The following is a 19,458-nucleotide window of genomic DNA, read 5'->3' as shown; positions in this document are numbered from 1 at the left end:
ATCATACCGTGTGACGAACGCCTGAACGGATTACCGGATCAGGATCGACGGTCGCGACCGGTCGCGCAACCGTCAAGTCACGCAACCGTCAAACCGTCGGGGCCCGCCATGAAGGCTCATCGCGCCGGGCAATGTGCCGCCAGTTCGGCCGGTGTCAGGGCGCCGTCGCCGTCGGTATCGAGACCGGCGAAGCGGGCGGCGACACGATCCGACATTTCGGCGCGCGAAACCTTGAAGTCCAGGCCGACGTCCGCCGCCATGACCGGGTCCGGCAGGCCGCGCCGCGCCAGATCGTGGTAACCGTCGCGGGCCTGTCCGCCGCCCGGCGGCGGCCTGTCGGGCGTGGCGGGATGGGCGGCGGGGGCCGTCTTTGCGCGATAGGCGCCGATTTCGACCGCGGTCAGGAAACCGTCGCCATTGGCGTCGATCGCGGTGAAGAGCCGGTCGGCGTCGGCCTGCGCTTCCGCCTGCTGGAGGCGGGCGTCGCGGTTGCCGGTGCCGTCGGCCTCCGCCAGCCAGGCGGCGGTGAGGGCGGGGCAATCGGCATCCGCGCCGGTGCCGAGCACGCGGCCGGCGAGGGTCGTCACCGGCGGTGCCGGCATCCGGCCGCCGTCCATGCCGGGCGGCGGCAGGCCCCGTCCCCGGGGCCCGCCACCCGATCGTTCCCCGTGACCGCCGCCGGGGCCGGCGCAGGCGGGGAGGCCGACCGTCATCAGGAGGACGAGGGGAAGGGGACGGATCATGGCCATGGCGGACGAAACCGAGGAGGAAGCCGAAAAGATGACCCCCGGCGCCGGGGGGAAAGGCGCCGGGGGTGGTCGGTCGGGGCGGGCCCCGGCCGATCAGCCGCGCGGCGGCGGGGGCTGGTCGCCGCGCGGATCCTGGCTGGGCCCCGGGCCGGTACCCGGATGGCCGAAACCGTGACGCTGGAAGTCGGGCCGGCAATCACCGCCCCGGTCGAAGCGCGCGCGGGTCATGCCCGGGCGCTGGCCGTGGTGACGCGCCGGCTTGTCGAGAATCTTCTGCTGATCCTCGTCCAGGGCGCCATAGAGCTTGGTCAGGGCCGGTTCGGTCGCCTTGGCCTGGCTCAACTCGGCTTCGAGGCGTTCGATGCGCATCGCCTCGCGTTCCACGGCGGTCGGGCGCTGGCGGGGCTCGCCGGCTTCCGCGGGGGGCATGGTCTTGACCTTCTCGAGGCAGGTGTCGCGGTCGGCGGCATTGCCCTTGGTGACCGCGTCGGCATAGGCCTGCCACAGCGGCTGCTGCGCGTCGGTCAGATCCAGCTTGGTTTCCATATAGGTGAGGCGGGCGCTCTCGCGGGCGAAGCGGTCGGTGCAGCGATCGGCCATGCGGGCCGGATCCATCATGCGGCCGGCTTCGGCGCGCGGACCATTGGGGGAGGGGCCTTCGGCCCGGGCGAACGCCGAACCGGCGCCGATGGCGGCGGTGCCGATCAGGGCGGCGAGGCCGAGGCCGGCCATCAAGCGTTTGTTCATCGTGCTGTCCTTCGTCGTGTCTGTCGCGTCCCAGCACGAGGAAGAACGGCGGCGCGGGCGATTTCCTGCGCCGATTTTGTCCGGTGCCTCAGGTCGCGATGCGCAGCAGCACCAGGAAGATGATGGCACCGAGCACGGAAATGCCGATCGAGCGCAGGTCGAGGGCATTGGCGTCGCCCCAGCCGATACGGGTGCCGACATAGCCGCCGATGAAGGCGCCGATGATGCCGACGACCGTGGTCCAGATCAGACCGCCGCCGTCGTGGCCGGGCAGCAGGAACTTGGCGATCACGCCCGAAATCAGGCCGAGCACGATCCAGGACAGCCAACCCATCGCATTCTCCTCTCGTTCTTCGCGCCGGCGGTGCCGGTCGGTTCCTAAAATGGTGTGACACCGCCTCGTTTCCAAGCCGATCCTCTCTCAGGAAGGTTGCATGACGGTTGCCATGCGCCATATTTCGACCATGAGCATCCTGCCGATCCTTCGCATGGGACACCCGGTTCTGGCCCGCCGCGCGGCCCCCGTGGGCGATCCGACCGTGGCCGAGATCCGCGCCATCGCCGACGACATGCTGGAGACCATGCGCGCCGCCGGCGGGCGGGGCATCGCGGCACCCCAGGTCGGCGTGCCGCTGCGCCTGGTCATGTTCCACGCCCCCCTCGGCGACGAGAACGCGCGGGGGATCGACAATGCGCCCCTGACCATCCTGGCCGATCCGGTGATCGAGGTGCTGGACGCAGCCCTCGACAGCGATTGGGAAGGCTGTCTGTCGGTGCCCGGGCTGAAGGGCCTGGTGCCGCGCGCCCGGGCCATCCGCCATCGCGGCCTCGATCTCGACGGGCAGGTGGTGGAGCGGGTGGCGCGCGACTTCCACGCCCGCGTCGTGCAGCATGAATGCGACCATCTGGACGGCATTCTCTATCCCCAGCGGATGGCGGATCTGGCCAGCCTCTCCTATGTGACCGAACCGTCTTTCGAGGATTGATCCGCCATGGCCGAAGCCGAAGATCGCGCCGCCATCGAATTCACCGACCGCCTGCTCGACGCCATGCTGCCCCATGTGCCCTTCGACGGCTGGTCGGTGACGGCCGTCAATGCCGCGGCGCGCGACCTCGGCGTCGATCCGGCCGATGCGCGCAGCGCCATGCCCAGCGCCTATGACGCCATCGCGCGGCATTCCGAACGCGCCGACCGGCGCATGGTCGACGCCCTGCAGGCGCGCGGCCTCGACGATCTGAAGATCCGCGAGAAGATCACGCTCGCCGTGCGCACCCGCCTCGAACAGGCGGAACCGGAGCGCGAGGCGGTGCGCCGGGCAGTGCAGTTCCTCGCCCTGCCGCCGGGTGGGCCGCTGGCGGCCAAGCTGCTCTATCAGACCGTGGACGCCGTCTGGCGCGGCATCGGCGACGCCTCGAAGGACTTCAGCTTCTATTCGAAGCGCGCGATCCTGGCCGGGGTTTATTCGGCGACGCTGGCCTATTGGCTGCAGGACGACAGCGAGGGGCGCGCGAAGACCTGGGAATTCCTGGATCGCCGGATCGAGGACGTGATGACCATCGGCAAGGTGCGCCAGCGCGTCGATCCCCTGCTGAAACTGGTGCCCTCGCCCTTCTCCGCCCTGTCGCGCCTGCGCGACGCGGTCAACGCCCGGAAATAGGCGTCAGGCCCCCGTCACCGCCTTGCGCAGGTCGGCGATGGCGGCTTCGACGGAGGTACCGTCGCCGAGCACGCGGGTGACATGGCCCATCTTGCGGCCCGGGCGGGCCTCGGCCTTGCCGTAGAGATGGGGATGCGCGCCTTCCGCCAGCAGCAGGCGGTGAAAGCCCGAGACGTCGTCGCCGATCAGGTTCAGCATCACCGAACGCCCGCGCCGGATGGGGCAGCCCAGCGGCAGGCCGAGGGCGGCGCGGGCCGCCTGTTCGAACTGGCTGGTCTCCGCCCCCTCGATGGTCCAGTGGCCGGAATTATGGACGCGGGGCGCCATCTCGTTCACGAGCAGGTCGCCGCCGGCGGTGACGAAGAATTCGATCGCCAGCACGCCGACGTAGTCGAGCGCGATCAAGAGGTCGTGGGCGACGGTCTGCGCCGTCAGCGCCAGTTCGGTCGAAAGCCCGGGCGCCGGGGCGATGGTGACGTCGAGGATGTGGTCGCGGTGGCGGTTCTCGACCGGATCGAAGATGGCGATGTCGCCCGCGACGCCGCGCGCCGCGACCACCGAAATCTCCGCGACGAAATCGACGAAACCTTCGAGGATGGCGGGCGCGCCCTTCATGGCGGCGTAGGCCGCGTCCAGTTCCGCCGCGTCGCGGATCAGCACCTGGCCCTTGCCGTCATAGCCGAAGCGCCGGGTCTTCAGGACCGCCGGCAGGCCGAGATCGGCGACGGCGGCATCGAGATCGGCGCGGCCGGCGATGGCGCGGAAGGGCGCGGTCCGCGCCCCCCGGTCGTTGGCGAAAGTCTTTTCGGCCAGCCGGTCCTGCGCGACCGCAAGGGCCATGACGCCGGGCCGCACCGGTTTCCGGGCGGCGAGGAAGGTGGCGGTCCTGGCCGGCACGTTCTCGAATTCATAGGTGATGGCGTCGACCGCGTCGGCGAAGGCGGAGAGCGCCGCCTCGTCCTCATAGGGGGCGACGGTGCATTCGGCGGCGACGAGGCCGGCCGGCGGATCCGCCTCCGGCCCGTAGATGTGGCAGCGATAGCCGAGTTCGGCCGCCGCCAGCGCGATCATGCGGCCCAACTGCCCGCCCCCCAGAATGCCCAGGGTGGCGCCGGGGGGCAGGGCCGCTTCGGTCAGCGGGGCCGGGGCGGGGCGGTGGGTCGAGGGACGGAATTGAGCGTTCATTCCGCGGTCTCCGGCACGTTTTCGGTCTGGCGGCGGCGGAATTCGGTCAATCGGCCGTCCAGGGCGGGATCCGACAGCGCCACGATCGAGGCGGCGAGCAGGGCGGCATTGATCGCCCCAGCCTTGCCGATGGCGAGGGTGCCGACCGGCACGCCGCCCGGCATCTGGACGATCGAGAGAAGCGAATCCTGGCCCTTCAGGGCATGGCTCTCGACCGGTACGCCGAGCACCGGGAGCGTCGTCAGCGAAGCGGTCATGCCGGGCAGATGGGCGGCGCCGCCGGCGCCCGCGATGATCACCTTCAGGCCGCGCGCCTTGGCACCCCTGGCGTAGTCGAACATGCGCTCGGGCGTGCGGTGGGCCGACACCACCTTCACCTCATGGGCGACCCCGAGGGCGTTCAGGGTCTCGGCGGCATGGCTCATGGTCGGCCAGTCCGAGCGGCTGCCCATGATGATTCCGACCGCGGGGGGTGTCTTGTCCATGAATACCGGTCTGTCGATTACGCCAACGCGGGCAATGATGTCTCAGGCAACGTGCTTCAGGCGATGATGTCGGGCAGGAGCTGGCTGTTGATCTTCAGGATCAGATCCTTGAGCTGCAGCTTGCGCTTCTTCAGGCGCTGCACCTGGATCTGATCGAAGGGCGGATTGCCGACGAGGGCGTCGATGGCGGCGTCGAGATCGCGATGTTCCTGCAGCAACTCGGTCAGCTTTCGCTGCAACTCAGCCTCGTCCACCATGCGCGCCGCAATCCCCACACCGCAAAGAGGGGCTTTATAGCACGTCTGATTCCGCCGGTGTATGGGCCACGAAATAATTCGGATGGAGGGGTTCGATCGGCTTTCCGGAAGTCGCCGCGGCGCAGCGACGAATCTATGCGGCGCAGCGCATGTTGAAGGATGACGATGCCGAGACCACGTGGTTAGATATCAGTCCCACTGGTCAACAAGGGAGGATGTGCGAATGAGCCTTGAAGCACGCACCGCCAGTCTGTCCCAGCGTCATGCCTCGCTCGATCGGGCGCTCGAGGATGAGACCAACCGACCGCTGCCCGACCCTGCCGTCATCGCCAAATTGAAGCGCGAAAAGCTCCGCCTCAAGGACGAAATCAACCGACTTCAGCCGCATTGACCGGCAAATTCATCCGTTTTCAGCCCCAATCGGCGACGGATGAACCTTGAAGAGGTCTCGGCCTCTTTCGTGAGACACGCGAAACGCGTGCGGATTCGACAGTCGCGCCGCTCCGGAACCTTCCGGGGCGGCGCTTTCGTTTGGGGCGGCGTGTGATCTTCTTCGCCCTCTTTCCGCCATGGGCATGGGATTATGGTCGTCTCGTTTCTTCGTGATGGGGCGCTGGATTGACGCGCGCGGGATTGATCGGATTTTCGAAGCGCCTGGCCGTCGGGCTCGCGCTGCTGCTGGGCCTTTCGGTCCTGGCGGCGATCGTGCTCGACCGGCTGTTCCCGCCGGTGCTGGACCGGGGCGCCGGCCGCGCCGCCGTCGTCCTCGATTCGAAGGGGCAGCCGCTGCGCGCCTTTCCGGCCGACGACGGGCGCTGGCGCTTTTCCGCCGGGCCCGCCGACGTCGATCGCCGTTTCCTCGCCCTGCTCGTCGCCTATGAGGACGGTCGCTTTCGCGGCCATCCGGGCATCGATCCCCTGGCGCTGCTGCGCGCGATCGGTCAGGCGGCGACGGCGGGGCGCGTGGTCTCCGGCGCCTCGACCCTGACCATGCAGACCGCGCGCCTGCTGGAGCCGCGACCCCGCACCATCGGCTCGAAACTGATCGAGATGGGCCGCGCCCTCCAGCTCGAATGGCGTCTTTCGAAGGACGAGATCCTGGGCCTCTATCTGACGCTCGCGCCCTATGGCGGCAATTTGGAAGGGGTGCGGGCCGCCAGCCTGTTCTATTTCGGCAAGGAGCCGGATCGCCTGACCCTCGGCGAGGCGGCCCTGCTGGTCGCCCTGCCGCAATCGCCCGAGCGCCGCCGCCCGGACCGCCATCACGAGGCGGCGCGCGCCGCCCGCGACGAAGTGCTGGCCCGGGCGGCGGCGGCCGGCGTGATCACCGAGACCGAGGCGCGCGAGGCGATGGAGGAAACGGTGCCCGTGGTGCGCCGCGCGGCCCCCTTCCTAGCGCCGCATCTGGCGGAACGGCTCCATCTCGCCGATCCCGGGCGGGCGGTCATCGCCACCTCGATCGACGCCGATCTCCAGGCCCGGCTGGAGGCCATGGCGGCGCGGCGCGTGACCCGGCTCGAGGCGGCGGCCAACATCGCCGTCCTGGTGGTCGCCAACGACGGGCGGCGCGTCGTCGCCAGCGTCGGCTCGGCCGACTATTTCGACCGCGCGCGGAACGGCCCGATCGACATGACGCTCGCCGTGCGCTCCCCCGGCTCGGCGCTGAAACCCTTCATCTATGGTCTCGCGTTCGAGGACCTGGTGTGCCACCCGGAGACCATCGTGGTCGACCGGCCGACCCATTTCGGCGGCTACGCCCCGCGCAATTTCGACCATGCCTATCGGGGCGAGGTGAAGGTCGCCGAGGCGCTGCAACTCTCCCTCAACATCCCCGCCGTCGCGGTTCTCGATCTGGTCGGGCCCCGGCGCTTCGCCGGACGCCTGGCCCAGGCCGGGGTGACGCTGCGCCTGCCGGCGCCGGATGCGGTGCCCAGCCTGCCCATCGCCCTCGGCGGGGTCGGCGTCACGCTGCGCGATCTCGTCACCCTCTATGCCGCGCTGGCGGATGGCGGGCGGGCCTTGCCCCTGCGTGACCGGGTCGACGCGCCGGAGGGGCAGGCGGCGAAGCTCGTCAGCGAGTCGGCGGCCTGGCAGGTCGCGGCCATCCTCCGCGATACGCCGCCGCCGCCCCATCTGCTGCCGGGGGAGGCGACGGCGGCGGGCCGCCAGATCGCCTATAAGACCGGCACGTCCTATGGTTTCCGCGATGCCTGGGCGATCGGTTTCGATCACGATTATACGATCGGGGTCTGGGTCGGGCGGCCCGACGGCTCCTTCTCGCCCGGGCGCATGGGGCGCGACGCCGCCGCCCCCCTGCTCTTCGCCGCCTTCGGCATGCTGCCGCCGCCGGGACCCGAAGCCCTGCGCCGGGCCCCGCCGCCGCCCGGCACCCTGATCGCCACCCAGACCGAACTGCCGCCGGGCCTGAAGCGCCTGCGCTCGCGCCGGGCCGATCCGACCGCCTTCGAAACGGCCATGGCGGGCGGGCCGCGCCTGGCCAGTCCCGTCGACGGCGCCACCATCGAATTGCGCCGCGCGCCCGACGGCAGCCTGCCTACCGTGGCGCTTCGGGCCGAGGGCGGGACCATGCCCCTGGTGTTCCTGGTGAACGGCCGTCCCGTCGCCACCGCCGCCTTCCGCCGTCAGGCCGAATGGCAGCCCGACGGGCTGGGCGACGCCGTCGTCACCGTCCTCGACGCCAGGGGCCGCGCCGCCAGCGCCGACTTCCGCCTGACCAGCCCGGACGGTTGATCCTTTCGTGCAGAGGGGGGCTGAGCCGATGTCGGGGGACAGGGGGGGCAAATCCGTCTATAAGGCGGCGGTTCGACGCACCGGAGTCCATCGTGGAAGACTCATATATCTGGTTCATCATCGGCTTCGCCGGCCAGGCCTTGTTCACCATGCGCTTCGTCGTGCAATGGATCGCCAGCGAGCGCGCGCGCCGCAGCCTGGTGCCCGTCGCCTTCTGGTTCTTTTCCGTGGGTGGTGGCGTCGTCCTGCTGGCCTATGCCATCCATCGCGAGGATCCGGTGTTCATCGCCGGTCAGGCGGGCGGCCTGGTGATCTATGCCCGGAACCTGTGGCTGATCTACAGCCACCAGCTCAAGCAAGTCGAAGAAAAAGCCGACTGATCCCGTTCAGCACGGCGAAGGTGGCGGGCCACGCCCGCTCGAAGCCGTTCACGCGGGCTTTGGCCGCGATCTCGGCGACCGTCGCCCTGCCGTCGACATGGCGCAGGATCGCGGGCGCCGACTGCGGCAGCGGGAAGCGGTAGGACAGACCGTCCAGCCCCAGTTTCAGAACCCGGTCGTTGCCCATGGCGGCGATCATCTCCCCCGCTTCGGTGCGGGAGAAGACGGGAATGGCGTCCGGGTCCAGGGGATCGGGCGCCGTCGCCTCGTGATCCGGGCGGACGACATAGGCGACATGGCGGGCGATATTGCCGGCCAGGCGTTCCGCCACCATGGCCCGCGCCCGGGGCTCCAGCCCGGCGGCGATCTTGCGGAGCTGGGGATCGGCCAGATAGGTCTCGGGCGCATAGCGCGCCGGATCGATCAGCGCGACGAGGCCGAGGTCGCAGCCCTCGATCAGATCGACGAAGCCCTCGACGTCATAGGCCCGGTCGCGGGAATGCAGCAGCAGATCGAAGATGCCGGCATCGCCGCCTTGAATGTGGTCGGTCACCGCCTCGTTGCGGCGCAGGCGGTTGGTCGCGGGCAGGCCCGGCAGCAGGCGCCGCGCGACGCCGAGGCGCCTGTCCGGCGTCTCTTCCTCCGGGGAGAGCAGGCGCAGGGCCTCCTGCACGTCGTAGACGCCGCTGCGCCCGATCCTGCCATAGACCATCAGCCCCATGCCGCCGCCCGGCGCCAGAACGGCGCGGAGCGCGGCCAGCCCGGCGGCGGGATCGTCCAGATGGTGCAGCACGCCGCAGCAGTCGATGTAGTCGTAGGGACCGGGGGCGAGCGTCTCGACGTCGAGCAGCGAGCCCTCGACGAAGCGGATCTCCAGGCCGCGCGCCGCCGCCCGTGCCGCCGCCACCGCTTGCGCCGCTTTCGACATGTCGAGATGGACGATCTCCGCCGCGATGCCGGCGTCGGCCAGATGCTGGGCCAGCATGATGCAGCCGTCGCCGGTGCCGCCGCCGGCGAAGAGCACGCGCGGCCGGGCCGGCATGCGCCCGCCGAAGATCCAGTGGCGGATCTCGGGCAGGGCGCTGGGGCTGCCCTCGACCAGACGCTTTGCCTCGTCGCGCGGGTTGCGCGCCGGATAGGGCAGGGCCTCGTAATGCCGGGCGACCAATTGGTCCTTGGTGATGTTGGACATGATGAGTCCCGACGCTGACCGTGACATGGCGGTCAAGCTAGGGCAGAAGGGCGGCGCTGCAAAGCTCGGCCATTGCCTAAAATTAGGGCAGGAAGCCGGCGGTTGACGCGGCTTTCGGCCGGAAAACCTTGAAGTGCGCGCCCCAGTCCTGTAAGCCCGCCCTATCGCCGCGACGGGGACCCCGGTACAGCTATTCCGGGCCCGTTCGCATGACGGGCGGCACCCTGGCCGCCGTGGGCAGGATCCGCCGCTGGTCCTTCATGCACCTGCCCCCGAATGAAGATCGCTGCGCGCGATCGGATTCCCCATTCGAAACGATGGAGCTACAGAGGCAGCATGTGCGGAATAGCGGGTGAGATTCGCTTCGACGGAAGCTTCGCGAGCGCAGGCGCTGTCGCCAGCATGATGGATGTGATGGCCCCGCGCGGGCCCGACGGCGCCGGTGTCGTGGCGCGCGGGCCCTTCGCCTTCGGCCATCGCCGGCTGAAGATCATCGACCTGTCCGACAAGGCCGCGCAGCCGATGCACGACCCGGACCTGGGCCTGACCCTGACCTTCAACGGCTGCATCTACAATTACCCGGAACTGCGCGCCGAACTGGAGGGGATGGGCTATCGCTTCTTCTCCCACGGCGACACGGAAGTCATCCTCAAGGCCTATCACGCCTGGGGCGGGGCCTGCGTCGAACGCTTCCACGGCATGTTCGCCTTCGTGGTGGCGGAGCGCGACACCGGCATCGTCACCATGGCGCGCGACCGTTTCGGCATCAAGCCGCTCTATTATTCGCTGGCGGGCAAGCGGCTGCGCTTCGCCTCCAGCCTGCCCGCGATCCTGGCCGCCGGCGACGTCGACACCGAGATCGACCGCGAGGCGCTGCACAACTACATGAGCTTCCATGCCGTGGTGCCGCCGCCGCGCACCATCGTCAAGGGCGTGCGCAAGCTGCCGCCGGCGACCGTCAGGCGCTATGCCCCCGACGGCAGTTTCGAGGACCGGGTCTATTGGGCGCCCCCGCACGAGCGCCGGCCCGAGGATACCGGCCTGTCGGCGAACGACTGGCGCGACCGCGTGCTGGACGCACTGCGCACGGCCGTGCGCCGACGCATGGTGGCGGACGTGCCCGTGGGCGTCCTGCTTTCGGGCGGCGTCGACAGCTCGGTCATCGTCGGGCTTCTGGCGGAAGAGGGCCAGAAGGGCCTGATGACCTTCTCCATCGGTTTCGAGGAAGCGAACGGCGAGAAGGGCGACGAATTCGTCTATTCCGACCTGATCGCCAAGACCTTCGCCACCGATCATCACAAGATCTTCGTGCCGTCGAGCGATCTGATGGCGGCGCTGCCGGCGACCATCCACGCCATGTCGGAACCCATGGTGTCCTACGACAACATCGGCTTCTTCCTGCTGTCGCGCGAAGTCTCGCGCTACATCAAGGTGGTGCAGTCGGGCCAGGGCGCGGACGAGGTCTTCGCCGGTTACCATTGGTATCCGCCGTTGGCCGACAGCAACGACGTCGTCTCGGACTACGCCCGCGTCTTCTTCGACCGCGACCACGAAACCCTGAAGACCCAGTTGGGCGACGAGTGGATCGCGCCGACCGACGCCAGCCGCGATCTCGTCGCCGAGCATCTGCTGCGGCCCGGCGCCGCGACGCCGGTCGACCGGGCGCTGCGCCTCGACAGCCAGGTCATGCTGGTCGACGATCCGGTGAAGCGGGTCGACAACATGACCATGGCCTGGGGGCTGGAGGCCCGCGTGCCCTTCCTGGATCACGAACTGGTGGAACTGGCCGCGACCATCCCGCCGGAATTCAAGCTGGCCCAGGGCGGCAAGGGCGTCCTGAAGGAGGCCGCCCGCCTCGTGGTGCCGAGCGAGGTGATCGACCGCAAGAAGGGCTACTTCCCGGTGCCGCAGCTCAAGTATATCTCGGGCGAATATCTGACCATGGTGCGCGACGCGCTGTCGTCGAAGCGGGCGAAGGAACGCGGTCTGTTCCGAACCGAATACCTGGACAAGCTGTTCGCCGATCCGGTGTCGCACATCACGCCGCTGCAGGGCTCGGAGCTGTGGCAGGTGGCGCTGCTGGAAATGTGGCTTCAGTCCCACGACATTTGACGAGGGGGCGCTGATGACGCCGAATTGCGCATTCGATGTCGGCTGGGGGCGGCTGATCTTCGGGCAGACCTTCGAGAAATTGCCCGATCTTCTCGAAGCCTTGAGGGAAGAGGGCGCGGACCGGCGCGACATCGCCGTCTATGTCCGCGATCCCCATGTCCTGCTGGCCCACGGCCCGGCCGAGATCTTTCTCGATCCGTCGCACATCTATCGCCTGAACCTGAAGGGTATCACGGCGAAGGACCGGCCGGGACGCAACTTCACCATCCGCCGCCTCGAATCCGAAGCGGATGCCGAGGCGATCAACCGCATCTACGCCAAGCGCGGCATGGTCACCGTGCCCCCCCACTTCTTCTGGGAGAAGAAGGATGCGAAGGGCATCGTCTATCTCGTCGCGGTCGAGGACGCGACGGGTGAAGTGATCGGCACCGTTACGGGCGTCGATCACGGGGCCGTCTTCGGCGATCCCGAGAAGGGCTCGTCCCTCTGGTGTCTCGCGGTCGATCCCCAGGCGCGCCAGCCGGGCGTCGGCCAGGCCCTGGTCAACGCTCTCGCCAGCGTCTTCGCCGGGCGCGGCGCCGGCTTCATGGATCTCTCCGTGATGCACGACAACGAGCAGGCGATCGCGCTCTACGAGAAGCTGGGCTTCGAGCGCATGGCCTATTTCACGGTGAAGCGAAAGAATCCGATCAACGAACGGCTCTTCGCCGGACCCGGCATCAACGAGGGCTTCAACCCCTACGCCACCATCATCGTGAACGAGGCCCGGCGCCGCGGCATTCATGTCGAGCCGATCGACGCGGCGGGCGGCTTCTTCCGCCTGACCTATGGCGCGCGCAGCGTGCGCTGCCGCGAGAGCCTGTCGGAACTGACCTCGGCCGTCGCGATGTCGATCTGCGACGACAAGGCGGTGACGCGGCGCATCGTCTCCGAGGCCGATGTGCGCGTGCCCGATCAATTGTCGGCCGCCGCCCCGCCCAGCGACATCGCCGATTTCCTGGATCGCCACGGCCGTCTGGTCGTCAAGCCGGCGCGGGGCGAGCAGGGCCGGGGCATCGCCGTCGGCGTCACCACCATGGCCCATCTCGAGGCCGCCATCGCCGAGGCGCGCACGGTTTCGGACGAAGTGCTGATCGAGGAATGCGTGGAGGGCGAGGACCTGCGCCTCGTCGTCATCAACTACCGGCTGGTGGCGGCGGCGATCCGCCGTCCCGCCCTGGTGGTCGGCGACGGCAAGCGCAGCGTGCGCGACCTGATCGAGGCCCAGAGCCGGCGCCGCGCCGCCGCCACGGGCGGCGAATCGCGCATCCCCGTCGATGCCGAGACCGAGCGCACGGTGCGTGCCGCAGGCTTCGAATTCGACAGCATCCTGCCCGAGGGCGAGGAACTGCGCGTGAGGAAGACCGCCAACCTCCACACCGGCGGCACCATCCACGACGTCACCGACATGGTGCACCCGACCCTGGTCGAAGTGGGCGTGAAGGTGGCGCGGGCGATCGACATCCCCGTGGTCGGCGTCGACCTCATGGTGAAGTCGCCGCTGAAGCCCGATTACGCCTTCATCGAGGCGAACGAGCGCCCGGGTCTCGCCAACCACGAACCCCAGCCGACGGCGGAACGCTTCATCGACCTGTTGTTTCCCCTGGCCATCCCCACTAGCCTGAGGCAAGCCTGAGCCCCAAGCGAGAGTGGAGTAATGACCAGACTGACGATCGACGCCGAGTATCTGGCGAATACGCTGAAGAAAGCCCTGTCGATCCCCAGTCCGACCAGCTACACCGACACGATCGTCCATTTCGTCACCAACGAACTGGCCAGTTTCGGGCTTTCCGTCGAACTGACGCGGCGCGGCGCCATCCGCGCCGTGCGCCCGGGCGGCACGCCGCGCGGCGCCCGGGCCCTGGTGTCCCATGTCGATACGCTGGGCGCCCAGGTGAAATACCTGAAGGAAAACGGCCGCCTGTCGGTGGTGCCCATCGGCTTCTGGTCGGCGCGCTTCGCCGAGGGCGCGCGCTGCACCGTCTTCACCGAGAAGGGCGGCTATCGCGGCACGATCCTGCCCCTGAAGGCGTCCGGCCACACCTTCAACGAGGAAATCGACCGGCTTCCCATAGGCTGGGATCACGTCGAGCTCAGGGTCGACGCAAGGGTGCGCAATGCGGCCGACCTCGCCCGTCACGGTTTCGAGGTGGGCGACATCATCGCGATCGATCCCCAGCCCGAATTCCTCGACAACGGCTTCATCGTCTCGCGCCATCTCGACAACAAGGCGGGCGTCGCCGTCATGCTGGCCGCCCTGAAGGCGCTGACCGACACGGGCGCGGAAACCCCGGTCGACACCCATTGGCTGTTCACGATCTCGGAGGAAGTCGGGGTCGGCGCCTCCTCGGTGCTGACGCCGGACGTCGCCTCCCTGGTCGCGATCGACAACGGCACCACGGCCCCGGGCCAGAATTCCGACGAATTCGGCGTCACCATCTCGACCGCCGACCAGACCGGGCCCTTCGACTTCCATCTGACCAAGAAGCTGACGGAACTCTGCCGCGCTAACGAGATCCGCTATCAGAAGGACGTCTTTCGCTATTACCGGTCGGATTCCGCCAGCGCCATCGTCGCCGGTGCCGACGTGCGGACGGCCCTCATCACCTTCGGCATCGACGCGTCGCACGGCTACGAGCGCATCCACATCCATGCGCTGCGCTCGCTCGCCGAACTGGTTACCGCCTATGTCCAGAGCCCGGTGGAGATCACCCGCGACTTCCAGCATACGGCGGGCATCACCGGTTTCACCCATCAGCCGACCGAGGACGCGGTCTCCGAATCGCCCGCCGACTTCGAGCCGGACCAGCGCAAGGGCCGGCGCCGCGAGCGGGTCTGAGTGGCCGTCATGCCACCAATTCCGCTATAACCGTGATCTTGGGTTGAAAAGCTCCGGGGTGGCGATTGAGGCTGTTGCGCCGCAATGCTAATAAGAACCACCGGAATGGTGGTGAATTCGCGCTGGGGGTGCCATGTCGTTCGTTTCCCGCTCGGCCCTCGTGGCCCTCATGATGGCCGTCGGCGCGCCCGCCGCCGTCGCCGATCAGATGGTCGGGCCCTATCTGGGCGGCTATGGCGCCTTCGTCATGCCCAGTTCGGTCGATGTCGAGGGGGATGCCGACGGTGATGGCAACCAGGACGTCGCCACCATGGAATTCGACAACGGCTTCGGTGTCGGCGCCCTGTTCGGTTACGACTACGGCGAGTTCCGCTTCGAGGCGGACGTCGGCTATCGCAGCTTCGATACGGACAAACTGACCGACCTCATGCTCAGCGATGGCGCCGGCGGTTTCACCGCCGTGCCCGATACGCCGTTCTCCAACAATTTCGGTGTCCTCACCGTCATGGGCAACGTCATCTACGAGTACGAGACCCAGACCTCGTTTACGCCCTACGTCGGTGCCGGCCTCGGCGCTGCGTGGGTCTTCGTGAACGACAAGGGCGGCAGTGGCGGCTCCATCGCTTCCGGCAACGACGCGGGTTTCGCCTATCAGGGAATACTGGGCGGCCGGGTGGAACTGTCCGAGAGCCTGGCGGCCTTCGCCGACTATCGCTATGTCGGCACCTCCGACATTCAGGTCAACGATTTCCAGACCTCCTACGACATGCACAGCGTGCAGGCCGGCCTGATCTACGTCCTCGACAGCTATACGCCGCCGCCGCCGCCGGTGCCGGCGCCCGCCCCGGTGTCGGACGCGGTGCTGGCGCGCTCGTTCATGGTGTTCTTCGACTGGGATTCCTCGATCGTGACCGAGGATGCCTCGGCCATCATCAAGGACGCGGCGCAATCGGCCATGAACCTCGGCGTCAGCCGCATCGAACTGACCGGCCATGCCGACCGTTCGGGGTCCGAGACCTACAACCAGGCCCTGTCCCTGCGTCGGGCCGCGGCGGTGAAGGCGGAACTCATCGCCATCGGCATCGCCGAGAGCGAGATCGTCACCATCGGCAAGGGCGAGAGCGCGCCCCTGGTGCCGACGCCCGACGGTGTCCGCGAAGCCCAGAACCGCCGGGTCGAAATCGTCCTGCCCTGATCGCCGGCCGCCGGCTTCCGGGCGCTCTCGCCCCGGTTTGACGGCGAAATCCGGTTCGCGGTACTTGACGCCGGGGGCCGCCCCCTGTCGCATGTAGCCAAACAGGGGGGGGAGACAGAGAATGGCGACTCGGGCGCTGAAGCCTTCGGACGCGGCGTGGCTGTTCATCGAGAAGCGGGAGCGGCCGGTCCATGTCGCCTCCCTGGCGATCTTCTCCCTGCCGCCGGATGCGGGACCGACCTTCGTTCACGATCTCGTCGCCGAATGGCGGGCGCGGCCGCGCTTCGCCCCGCCGTTCAACCTGCGCCTCCGTCCCGGCCTGACCTCGACCGTGATCCCGGCCTGGCAGGAAATGAAGCCGGACGAGATCGACCTCGACTATCACTTCCGCCATTCCGCCCTGCCGAAGCCCGGCGGGGAAAGGGAGTTGGGCATCCTCGTCTCGCGCCTCCATTCCAACCCCCTGGACCGCACCCGGCCGCTCTGGGAATGCCATGTCATCGAGGGGCTGGAGAACGGCCGCATCGCCATCTACACCAAGGTCCATCATTCGCAGATCGACGGCATGGGCGGCATGCGCCTGCTGTCGCGCTTCCTGTCGACCGATCCGGAGGCCCGCGACCTGCCGCCGCCTTGGGAAGTGGGCATGGCGGGCGGCAGCAAGAAGGTCGACGACGAGGCGGTCGACCAGGGCAGCCTGATCGAGAAGCTGGTGACGCTGGGCAAGGAGCAGTTCCGCTCCGGCGTCGCGGCGGCCAAGGCGCTGGGCCGGCTGGCGCTCGACGCGCGCAGGGGCGGGGACGACGGGCCGGCCATTCCCTATGGCGCGCCCAATACCATCCTGAACGGCAAGATCCGCGGCAAGCGGCGCTTCGCCACCCAATATTACGAGCTGGACCGGGTAAAGCGCGTCGCCAAGGCCGCCGGGGTGACGGTGAACGACGTCTTCCTCGGCATCTGTTCCGCCTCGCTGCGGCGCTATCTGGACGAGATGGGCGAATTGCCCGACAAGGCGATGACCGCCTCGGTCCCGGTCTCGGTCCGTCCGGCGGATGATTCCAGCGTCGGCAACGCCATCACCGTGATGATCGTCAGCCTGCATTCCGACATCGCCGATCCGATCGAGCGCGTGAAGGCGATCGCCGCCTCGTCGGCGCCGGCCAAGGAACGGCTGCAGACCATGTCGCGCGGGGCGATCGACAATTACACCCTGATCCTGATGGCGCCCTATATGATCCAGCTCATGCTGGGTCTCGGCACCATGACCCGGCCGATGAACAACCTCGTGATCTCCAACGTGCCGGGCCCGCCGCAGACGCTCTATTTCAACGGCGCGCGCCTCGATCAGATCTATCCCGTCTCCCTGCTGTTCGACGGTCAGGCCCTGAACATCACCGTGCTGTCCTATGCCGGCCAGTTCAACCTGGGCTTCACCGGCGACCGCGACAGCCTGCCCCACATGCAGCGCATCGCCGTCTATACCGGCGAGGCGCTGGCGGAACTGGAGGCGGCGCTGGGGCTCTAGTCCCCGGCGACCGTGCCTTCGCGCCGCGGATCGGCGGCGCCGGTCAGCAGGCCGTCGGCGCCGATCTCGATCGCGGCGAGGCCCGAATTGAGGTCCAGCGTCTCGACCCTGTAACCGAGCGCCTCGAGGGCGGGCGCAAGGTCGGCGGCGGCGGTGCCGGCCTCGATCTCGAAGGGGCCGAAACGGTTCAGCAGATGGGGCGCGGCCAGCGCCTCGCCCAGCGGCATCTTCCAGGCGAGGCGGCCGATCAGGGCCTGAGCGACGAAGCCGATGATGCGGCTGCCGCCCGGGCTGCCGACGGCGAGCACGGGCTTGCCGTCCTTCAGCACGATCACCGGCGACATGGAGGACCGGGGCCGCTTGCCGCCCTCCACCCGGTTGGCGACCGCCTGGCCCGAAATATCGACGGGCAGGAAGGAGAAATCGGTCAATTCGTTGTTGAGCAGGAAGCCGCGCACCATGAGGCGCGAGCCGAAACCGTTCTCGATCGTGCCGGTATAGGACAGCAGATTGCCCGCCGCGTCGCGGATCACGATGTGGGTGGTGGACGGCAGTTCCGGCGTGATGCCCAGGCCCGGCGGGGGCATCAGGCTGCCGTGGTCGAAGGCGGGGGTGCCCGAGGGCACGGGGCCGGGCAGCACCGGCCCGTCCAGCAGGCGGGCGCGACGCGCCAGATAGCCGGGGGCGATCAGGCCGTCGGTCGGCACGTCGACCCGATCGGGATCGCCCAGCCAGCGTTCCCGGTCGGCGAAGGCGAGGCGCGAGGCGTCGCCGATCAGGCGCCAGGCGGTGGCGGAGCCGGGCGGCAGGGCGGCGAAGCCATTGGCCTCGATCAGCGCCATGATCTGGAGAATCGCCAGCGGACCGGAGGACGGCGGGCCCATGCCGCAGATCTCGTAGCCGAAGGCGGGGCCGCACACCGGATCGCGCTCCAGCACTTCATAGGTGGCGAGATCGTCTTCCGACAGAAGGCCGGGATTGGCGGCATCGCCCGTCACCTTGGCGACGATGTCGCGCGCGATCTCGCCCTCGTAGAAGGCGTCGACGCCGTCGGTGGCGATGCGGCGCAGGGTCTCGGCATAGGCGGGATTGCGCAGGCGGCTGCCCTCGGCCAGCGGCTTGCCCTCGGCATCGAAGAAATAGGCGGCGGCGACAGGATCGTGGCGCAGGCGCGGCCCTTCCGACGCGATCAGATGGGCGAGGCGCGGCGAGACCGGAAAGCCGTCCTCGGCGAGGGCGATGGCGGGGGCCAGCAGGCGCGGCAGGGGCAGGCGGCCGAATCGCTCGTGCGCGGCCTCGAGCAGGCGGAGCGTGGCGGGCGTGCCGACCGAACGGCCGCCGACCACGGCGCCGAAGAAGGACATGGGATTGCCGTCCGCCTGCAGGAAGAGGTCGGGACCGGCCGTCCTGGGCGCGGTCTCCCGCCCGTCGAGGGTGGTGACCGCCTCGTCCGCGGCCGACCAATGGACCAGGAAGCCGCCGCCGCCGAGACCCGACGACTGCGGCTCGACGAGGCCGAGGACGAGCTGCACCGCGATCAGGGCATCGACGGCGGTGCCGCCGTCCGCCAGGACCTGATCGCCCGCGGCGGCGGCCAGCGGATGGGCCGCGACCACCATGTGGTGCCGCGCCGTGCCATGGCGGACGACACCGTCGCCGTCCGCGCCGCCCTCGTTCACGCTGGCCGGACTCGCCGCCTCGGGTGCCACCCGGTCGCCGGTCTGAGAGCCGGGAACCGGCTGGGCAGGGGCGGGGCCGATCGGCGCCTGAAATACCACCATGGCGAGTGCCAGGGTGACCGTCGTCGCCAGGCGCATTTTCTCTCCCCTTCGTTCTGTTTTTTCAGTTTGCCTGCCTCGGCCCCGAATGCAAATCCTTGCCGCCCGATGCGCCGGAGCGCGGCTGCGAAGGCCGTCGACCGGTGGATACAAGCGTTTGAATCACATGATCTATCGCGCTTTCATACGGCCTCTCGGCGGTCGCCCGCGGGGCATTTCTTGTTGCGCTGCAACATGGGAGGCTTGCCAAACCCTCTTTTTTTCGCCACATTGTCGGCGTGATGACCCGTGCCAGCCCGCCGAAATCGGCCGCCCGCACGTCCAGAAAAGCCCGGCATGGTTGTCGCCGGCCCAGAAGGTTGAGGACGTTTGAGTCCTGAATTCTATGTCGTGGTGCTTGGCCTTGCCATGTGCCTCGTCGGAATGCGGTGGCGCCTGAAGGCGGTCACCACACGTCGTCAGCACCGCTGAGCGGACGCTTCCGGAAATGAGCCGGCGGGCTGCGGCTGAACAAGCCGCGCCGCCTTTGTGTCGATGGCCTTTTTCGAAGGGGTCTATCCAGTTCG

18 protein-coding genes are annotated in these 19,458 nt (G+C 68.7%); 10 read left to right on the top strand and 8 right to left on the bottom strand.

Annotation, left to right across the window (positions count from 1 at the left end):
• Positions 1-116: 116 nt before the first annotated feature.
• From L2U69_RS06150 to L2U69_RS06140, 3 genes are all read right to left on the bottom strand, one after another.
• Positions 117-749: an EF-hand domain-containing protein gene (locus L2U69_RS06150; protein ID WP_236105917.1), complete on the bottom strand. Its 633-nt coding sequence runs from the start codon at positions 747-749 to the stop codon at positions 117-119.
• 93 nt (positions 750-842) lie between these two features.
• On the bottom strand, positions 843-1,496 hold the full coding sequence (locus L2U69_RS06145) for a Spy/CpxP family protein refolding chaperone (RefSeq protein ID WP_236105916.1): 654 nt from the start codon (positions 1,494-1,496) through the stop codon (positions 843-845).
• 88 nt (positions 1,497-1,584) lie between these two features.
• Positions 1,585-1,830, bottom strand: a complete 246-nt coding sequence (locus tag L2U69_RS06140) for a GlsB/YeaQ/YmgE family stress response membrane protein (protein ID WP_236105915.1) — start codon at positions 1,828-1,830, stop codon at positions 1,585-1,587.
• Positions 1,831-1,930: 100 nt separating this feature from the next.
• On the opposite strand from L2U69_RS06140, the gene def reads away from it, so the two are divergent.
• Positions 1,931-2,482, top strand: a complete 552-nt coding sequence (gene def, locus L2U69_RS06135; RefSeq protein ID WP_236105914.1) for a peptide deformylase — start codon at positions 1,931-1,933, stop codon at positions 2,480-2,482.
• A 6-nt stretch (positions 2,483-2,488) separates the two neighbouring features.
• Positions 2,489-3,154: a COQ9 family protein gene (locus tag L2U69_RS06130; protein ID WP_236105913.1), complete on the top strand. Its 666-nt coding sequence runs from the start codon at positions 2,489-2,491 to the stop codon at positions 3,152-3,154.
• A 3-nt stretch (positions 3,155-3,157) separates the two neighbouring features.
• Here the strand turns inward: L2U69_RS06130 and L2U69_RS06125 are convergent, their stop codons facing one another.
• The 3 genes from L2U69_RS06125 to L2U69_RS06115 form a co-directional block, all read right to left on the bottom strand.
• Positions 3,158-4,339 (bottom strand): 5-(carboxyamino)imidazole ribonucleotide synthase, encoded by a 1,182-nt coding sequence (locus L2U69_RS06125; RefSeq protein ID WP_236105912.1) that lies wholly within the window; start codon positions 4,337-4,339, stop codon positions 3,158-3,160.
• A complete protein-coding gene (gene purE / locus L2U69_RS06120) occupies positions 4,336-4,791 on the bottom strand; it encodes a 5-(carboxyamino)imidazole ribonucleotide mutase (RefSeq protein WP_236105911.1) in 456 nt (151 codons plus the stop codon). The genes L2U69_RS06125 and purE overlap by 4 nt, the downstream gene beginning before the upstream one ends.
• An 89-nt stretch (positions 4,792-4,880) precedes the next feature.
• Positions 4,881-5,081 (bottom strand): YdcH family protein, encoded by a 201-nt coding sequence (locus L2U69_RS06115; RefSeq protein WP_236105910.1) that lies wholly within the window; start codon positions 5,079-5,081, stop codon positions 4,881-4,883.
• A 223-nt stretch (positions 5,082-5,304) separates the two neighbouring features.
• On the opposite strand from L2U69_RS06115, the gene L2U69_RS06110 reads away from it, so the two are divergent.
• From L2U69_RS06110 to L2U69_RS19235, 3 genes are all read left to right on the top strand, one after another.
• Positions 5,305-5,472, top strand: a complete 168-nt coding sequence (locus L2U69_RS06110) for a YdcH family protein (protein WP_236105909.1) — start codon at positions 5,305-5,307, stop codon at positions 5,470-5,472.
• Between the two features lie 242 nt (positions 5,473-5,714).
• Positions 5,715-7,832 carry a penicillin-binding protein 1C gene (pbpC, locus tag L2U69_RS06105; RefSeq protein ID WP_236105908.1) on the top strand — a complete coding sequence of 706 codons (2,118 nt, stop codon included), beginning with the start codon at positions 5,715-5,717 and terminating at the stop codon, positions 7,830-7,832.
• Positions 7,833-7,924: 92 nt separating this feature from the next.
• Positions 7,925-8,212: a lipid-A-disaccharide synthase N-terminal domain-containing protein gene (locus L2U69_RS19235; protein ID WP_236105907.1), complete on the top strand. Its 288-nt coding sequence runs from the start codon at positions 7,925-7,927 to the stop codon at positions 8,210-8,212.
• Here the strand turns inward: L2U69_RS19235 and L2U69_RS06095 are convergent.
• Positions 8,184-9,404, bottom strand: coding sequence for a class I SAM-dependent methyltransferase (locus L2U69_RS06095; RefSeq protein ID WP_236105906.1), 1,221 nt, complete (start codon positions 9,402-9,404; stop codon positions 8,184-8,186). The two genes, L2U69_RS19235 and L2U69_RS06095, sit on opposite strands and share 29 nt — an antisense overlap.
• Positions 9,405-9,740: 336 nt before the next feature.
• Between L2U69_RS06095 and L2U69_RS06090 the strand changes: the two genes are divergently transcribed.
• From L2U69_RS06090 to L2U69_RS06070, 5 genes are all read left to right on the top strand, one after another.
• Positions 9,741-11,516 carry an N-acetylglutaminylglutamine amidotransferase gene (locus L2U69_RS06090; RefSeq protein WP_236105905.1) on the top strand — a complete coding sequence of 592 codons (1,776 nt, stop codon included), beginning with the start codon at positions 9,741-9,743 and terminating at the stop codon, positions 11,514-11,516.
• A gap of 13 nt (positions 11,517-11,529) precedes the next feature.
• The gene (gene ngg, locus L2U69_RS06085) at positions 11,530-13,191 is read left to right on the top strand and encodes an N-acetylglutaminylglutamine synthetase (protein WP_236105904.1); all 1,662 of its coding nucleotides are present in this window, start codon (positions 11,530-11,532) and stop codon (positions 13,189-13,191) included.
• A gap of 21 nt (positions 13,192-13,212) precedes the next feature.
• Positions 13,213-14,394 carry an osmoprotectant NAGGN system M42 family peptidase gene (locus L2U69_RS06080; RefSeq protein WP_236105903.1) on the top strand — a complete coding sequence of 394 codons (1,182 nt, stop codon included), beginning with the start codon at positions 13,213-13,215 and terminating at the stop codon, positions 14,392-14,394.
• Between the two features lie 133 nt (positions 14,395-14,527).
• Positions 14,528-15,589 (top strand): OmpA family protein, encoded by a 1,062-nt coding sequence (locus L2U69_RS06075; RefSeq protein WP_236105902.1) that lies wholly within the window; start codon positions 14,528-14,530, stop codon positions 15,587-15,589.
• A 121-nt stretch (positions 15,590-15,710) separates the two neighbouring features.
• On the top strand, positions 15,711-17,114 hold the full coding sequence (locus tag L2U69_RS06070; protein ID WP_236105901.1) for a WS/DGAT/MGAT family O-acyltransferase: 1,404 nt from the start codon (positions 15,711-15,713) through the stop codon (positions 17,112-17,114).
• Here L2U69_RS06070 and ggt read toward each other — a convergent pair.
• Positions 17,111-18,931, bottom strand: a complete 1,821-nt coding sequence (gene ggt, locus L2U69_RS06065) for a gamma-glutamyltransferase (protein ID WP_236105900.1) — start codon at positions 18,929-18,931, stop codon at positions 17,111-17,113. The genes L2U69_RS06070 and ggt overlap by 4 nt on opposite strands.
• Between the last annotated feature and the right edge of the window lie 527 nt (positions 18,932-19,458).

It is taken from the genome of Zavarzinia marina (genome assembly GCF_021568905.1).
GTDB classification, from domain to species: domain Bacteria; phylum Pseudomonadota; class Alphaproteobacteria; order Zavarziniales; family Zavarziniaceae; genus Zavarzinia; species Zavarzinia marina.
This window is presented reverse-complemented; position numbering and strand designations above follow the sequence as displayed.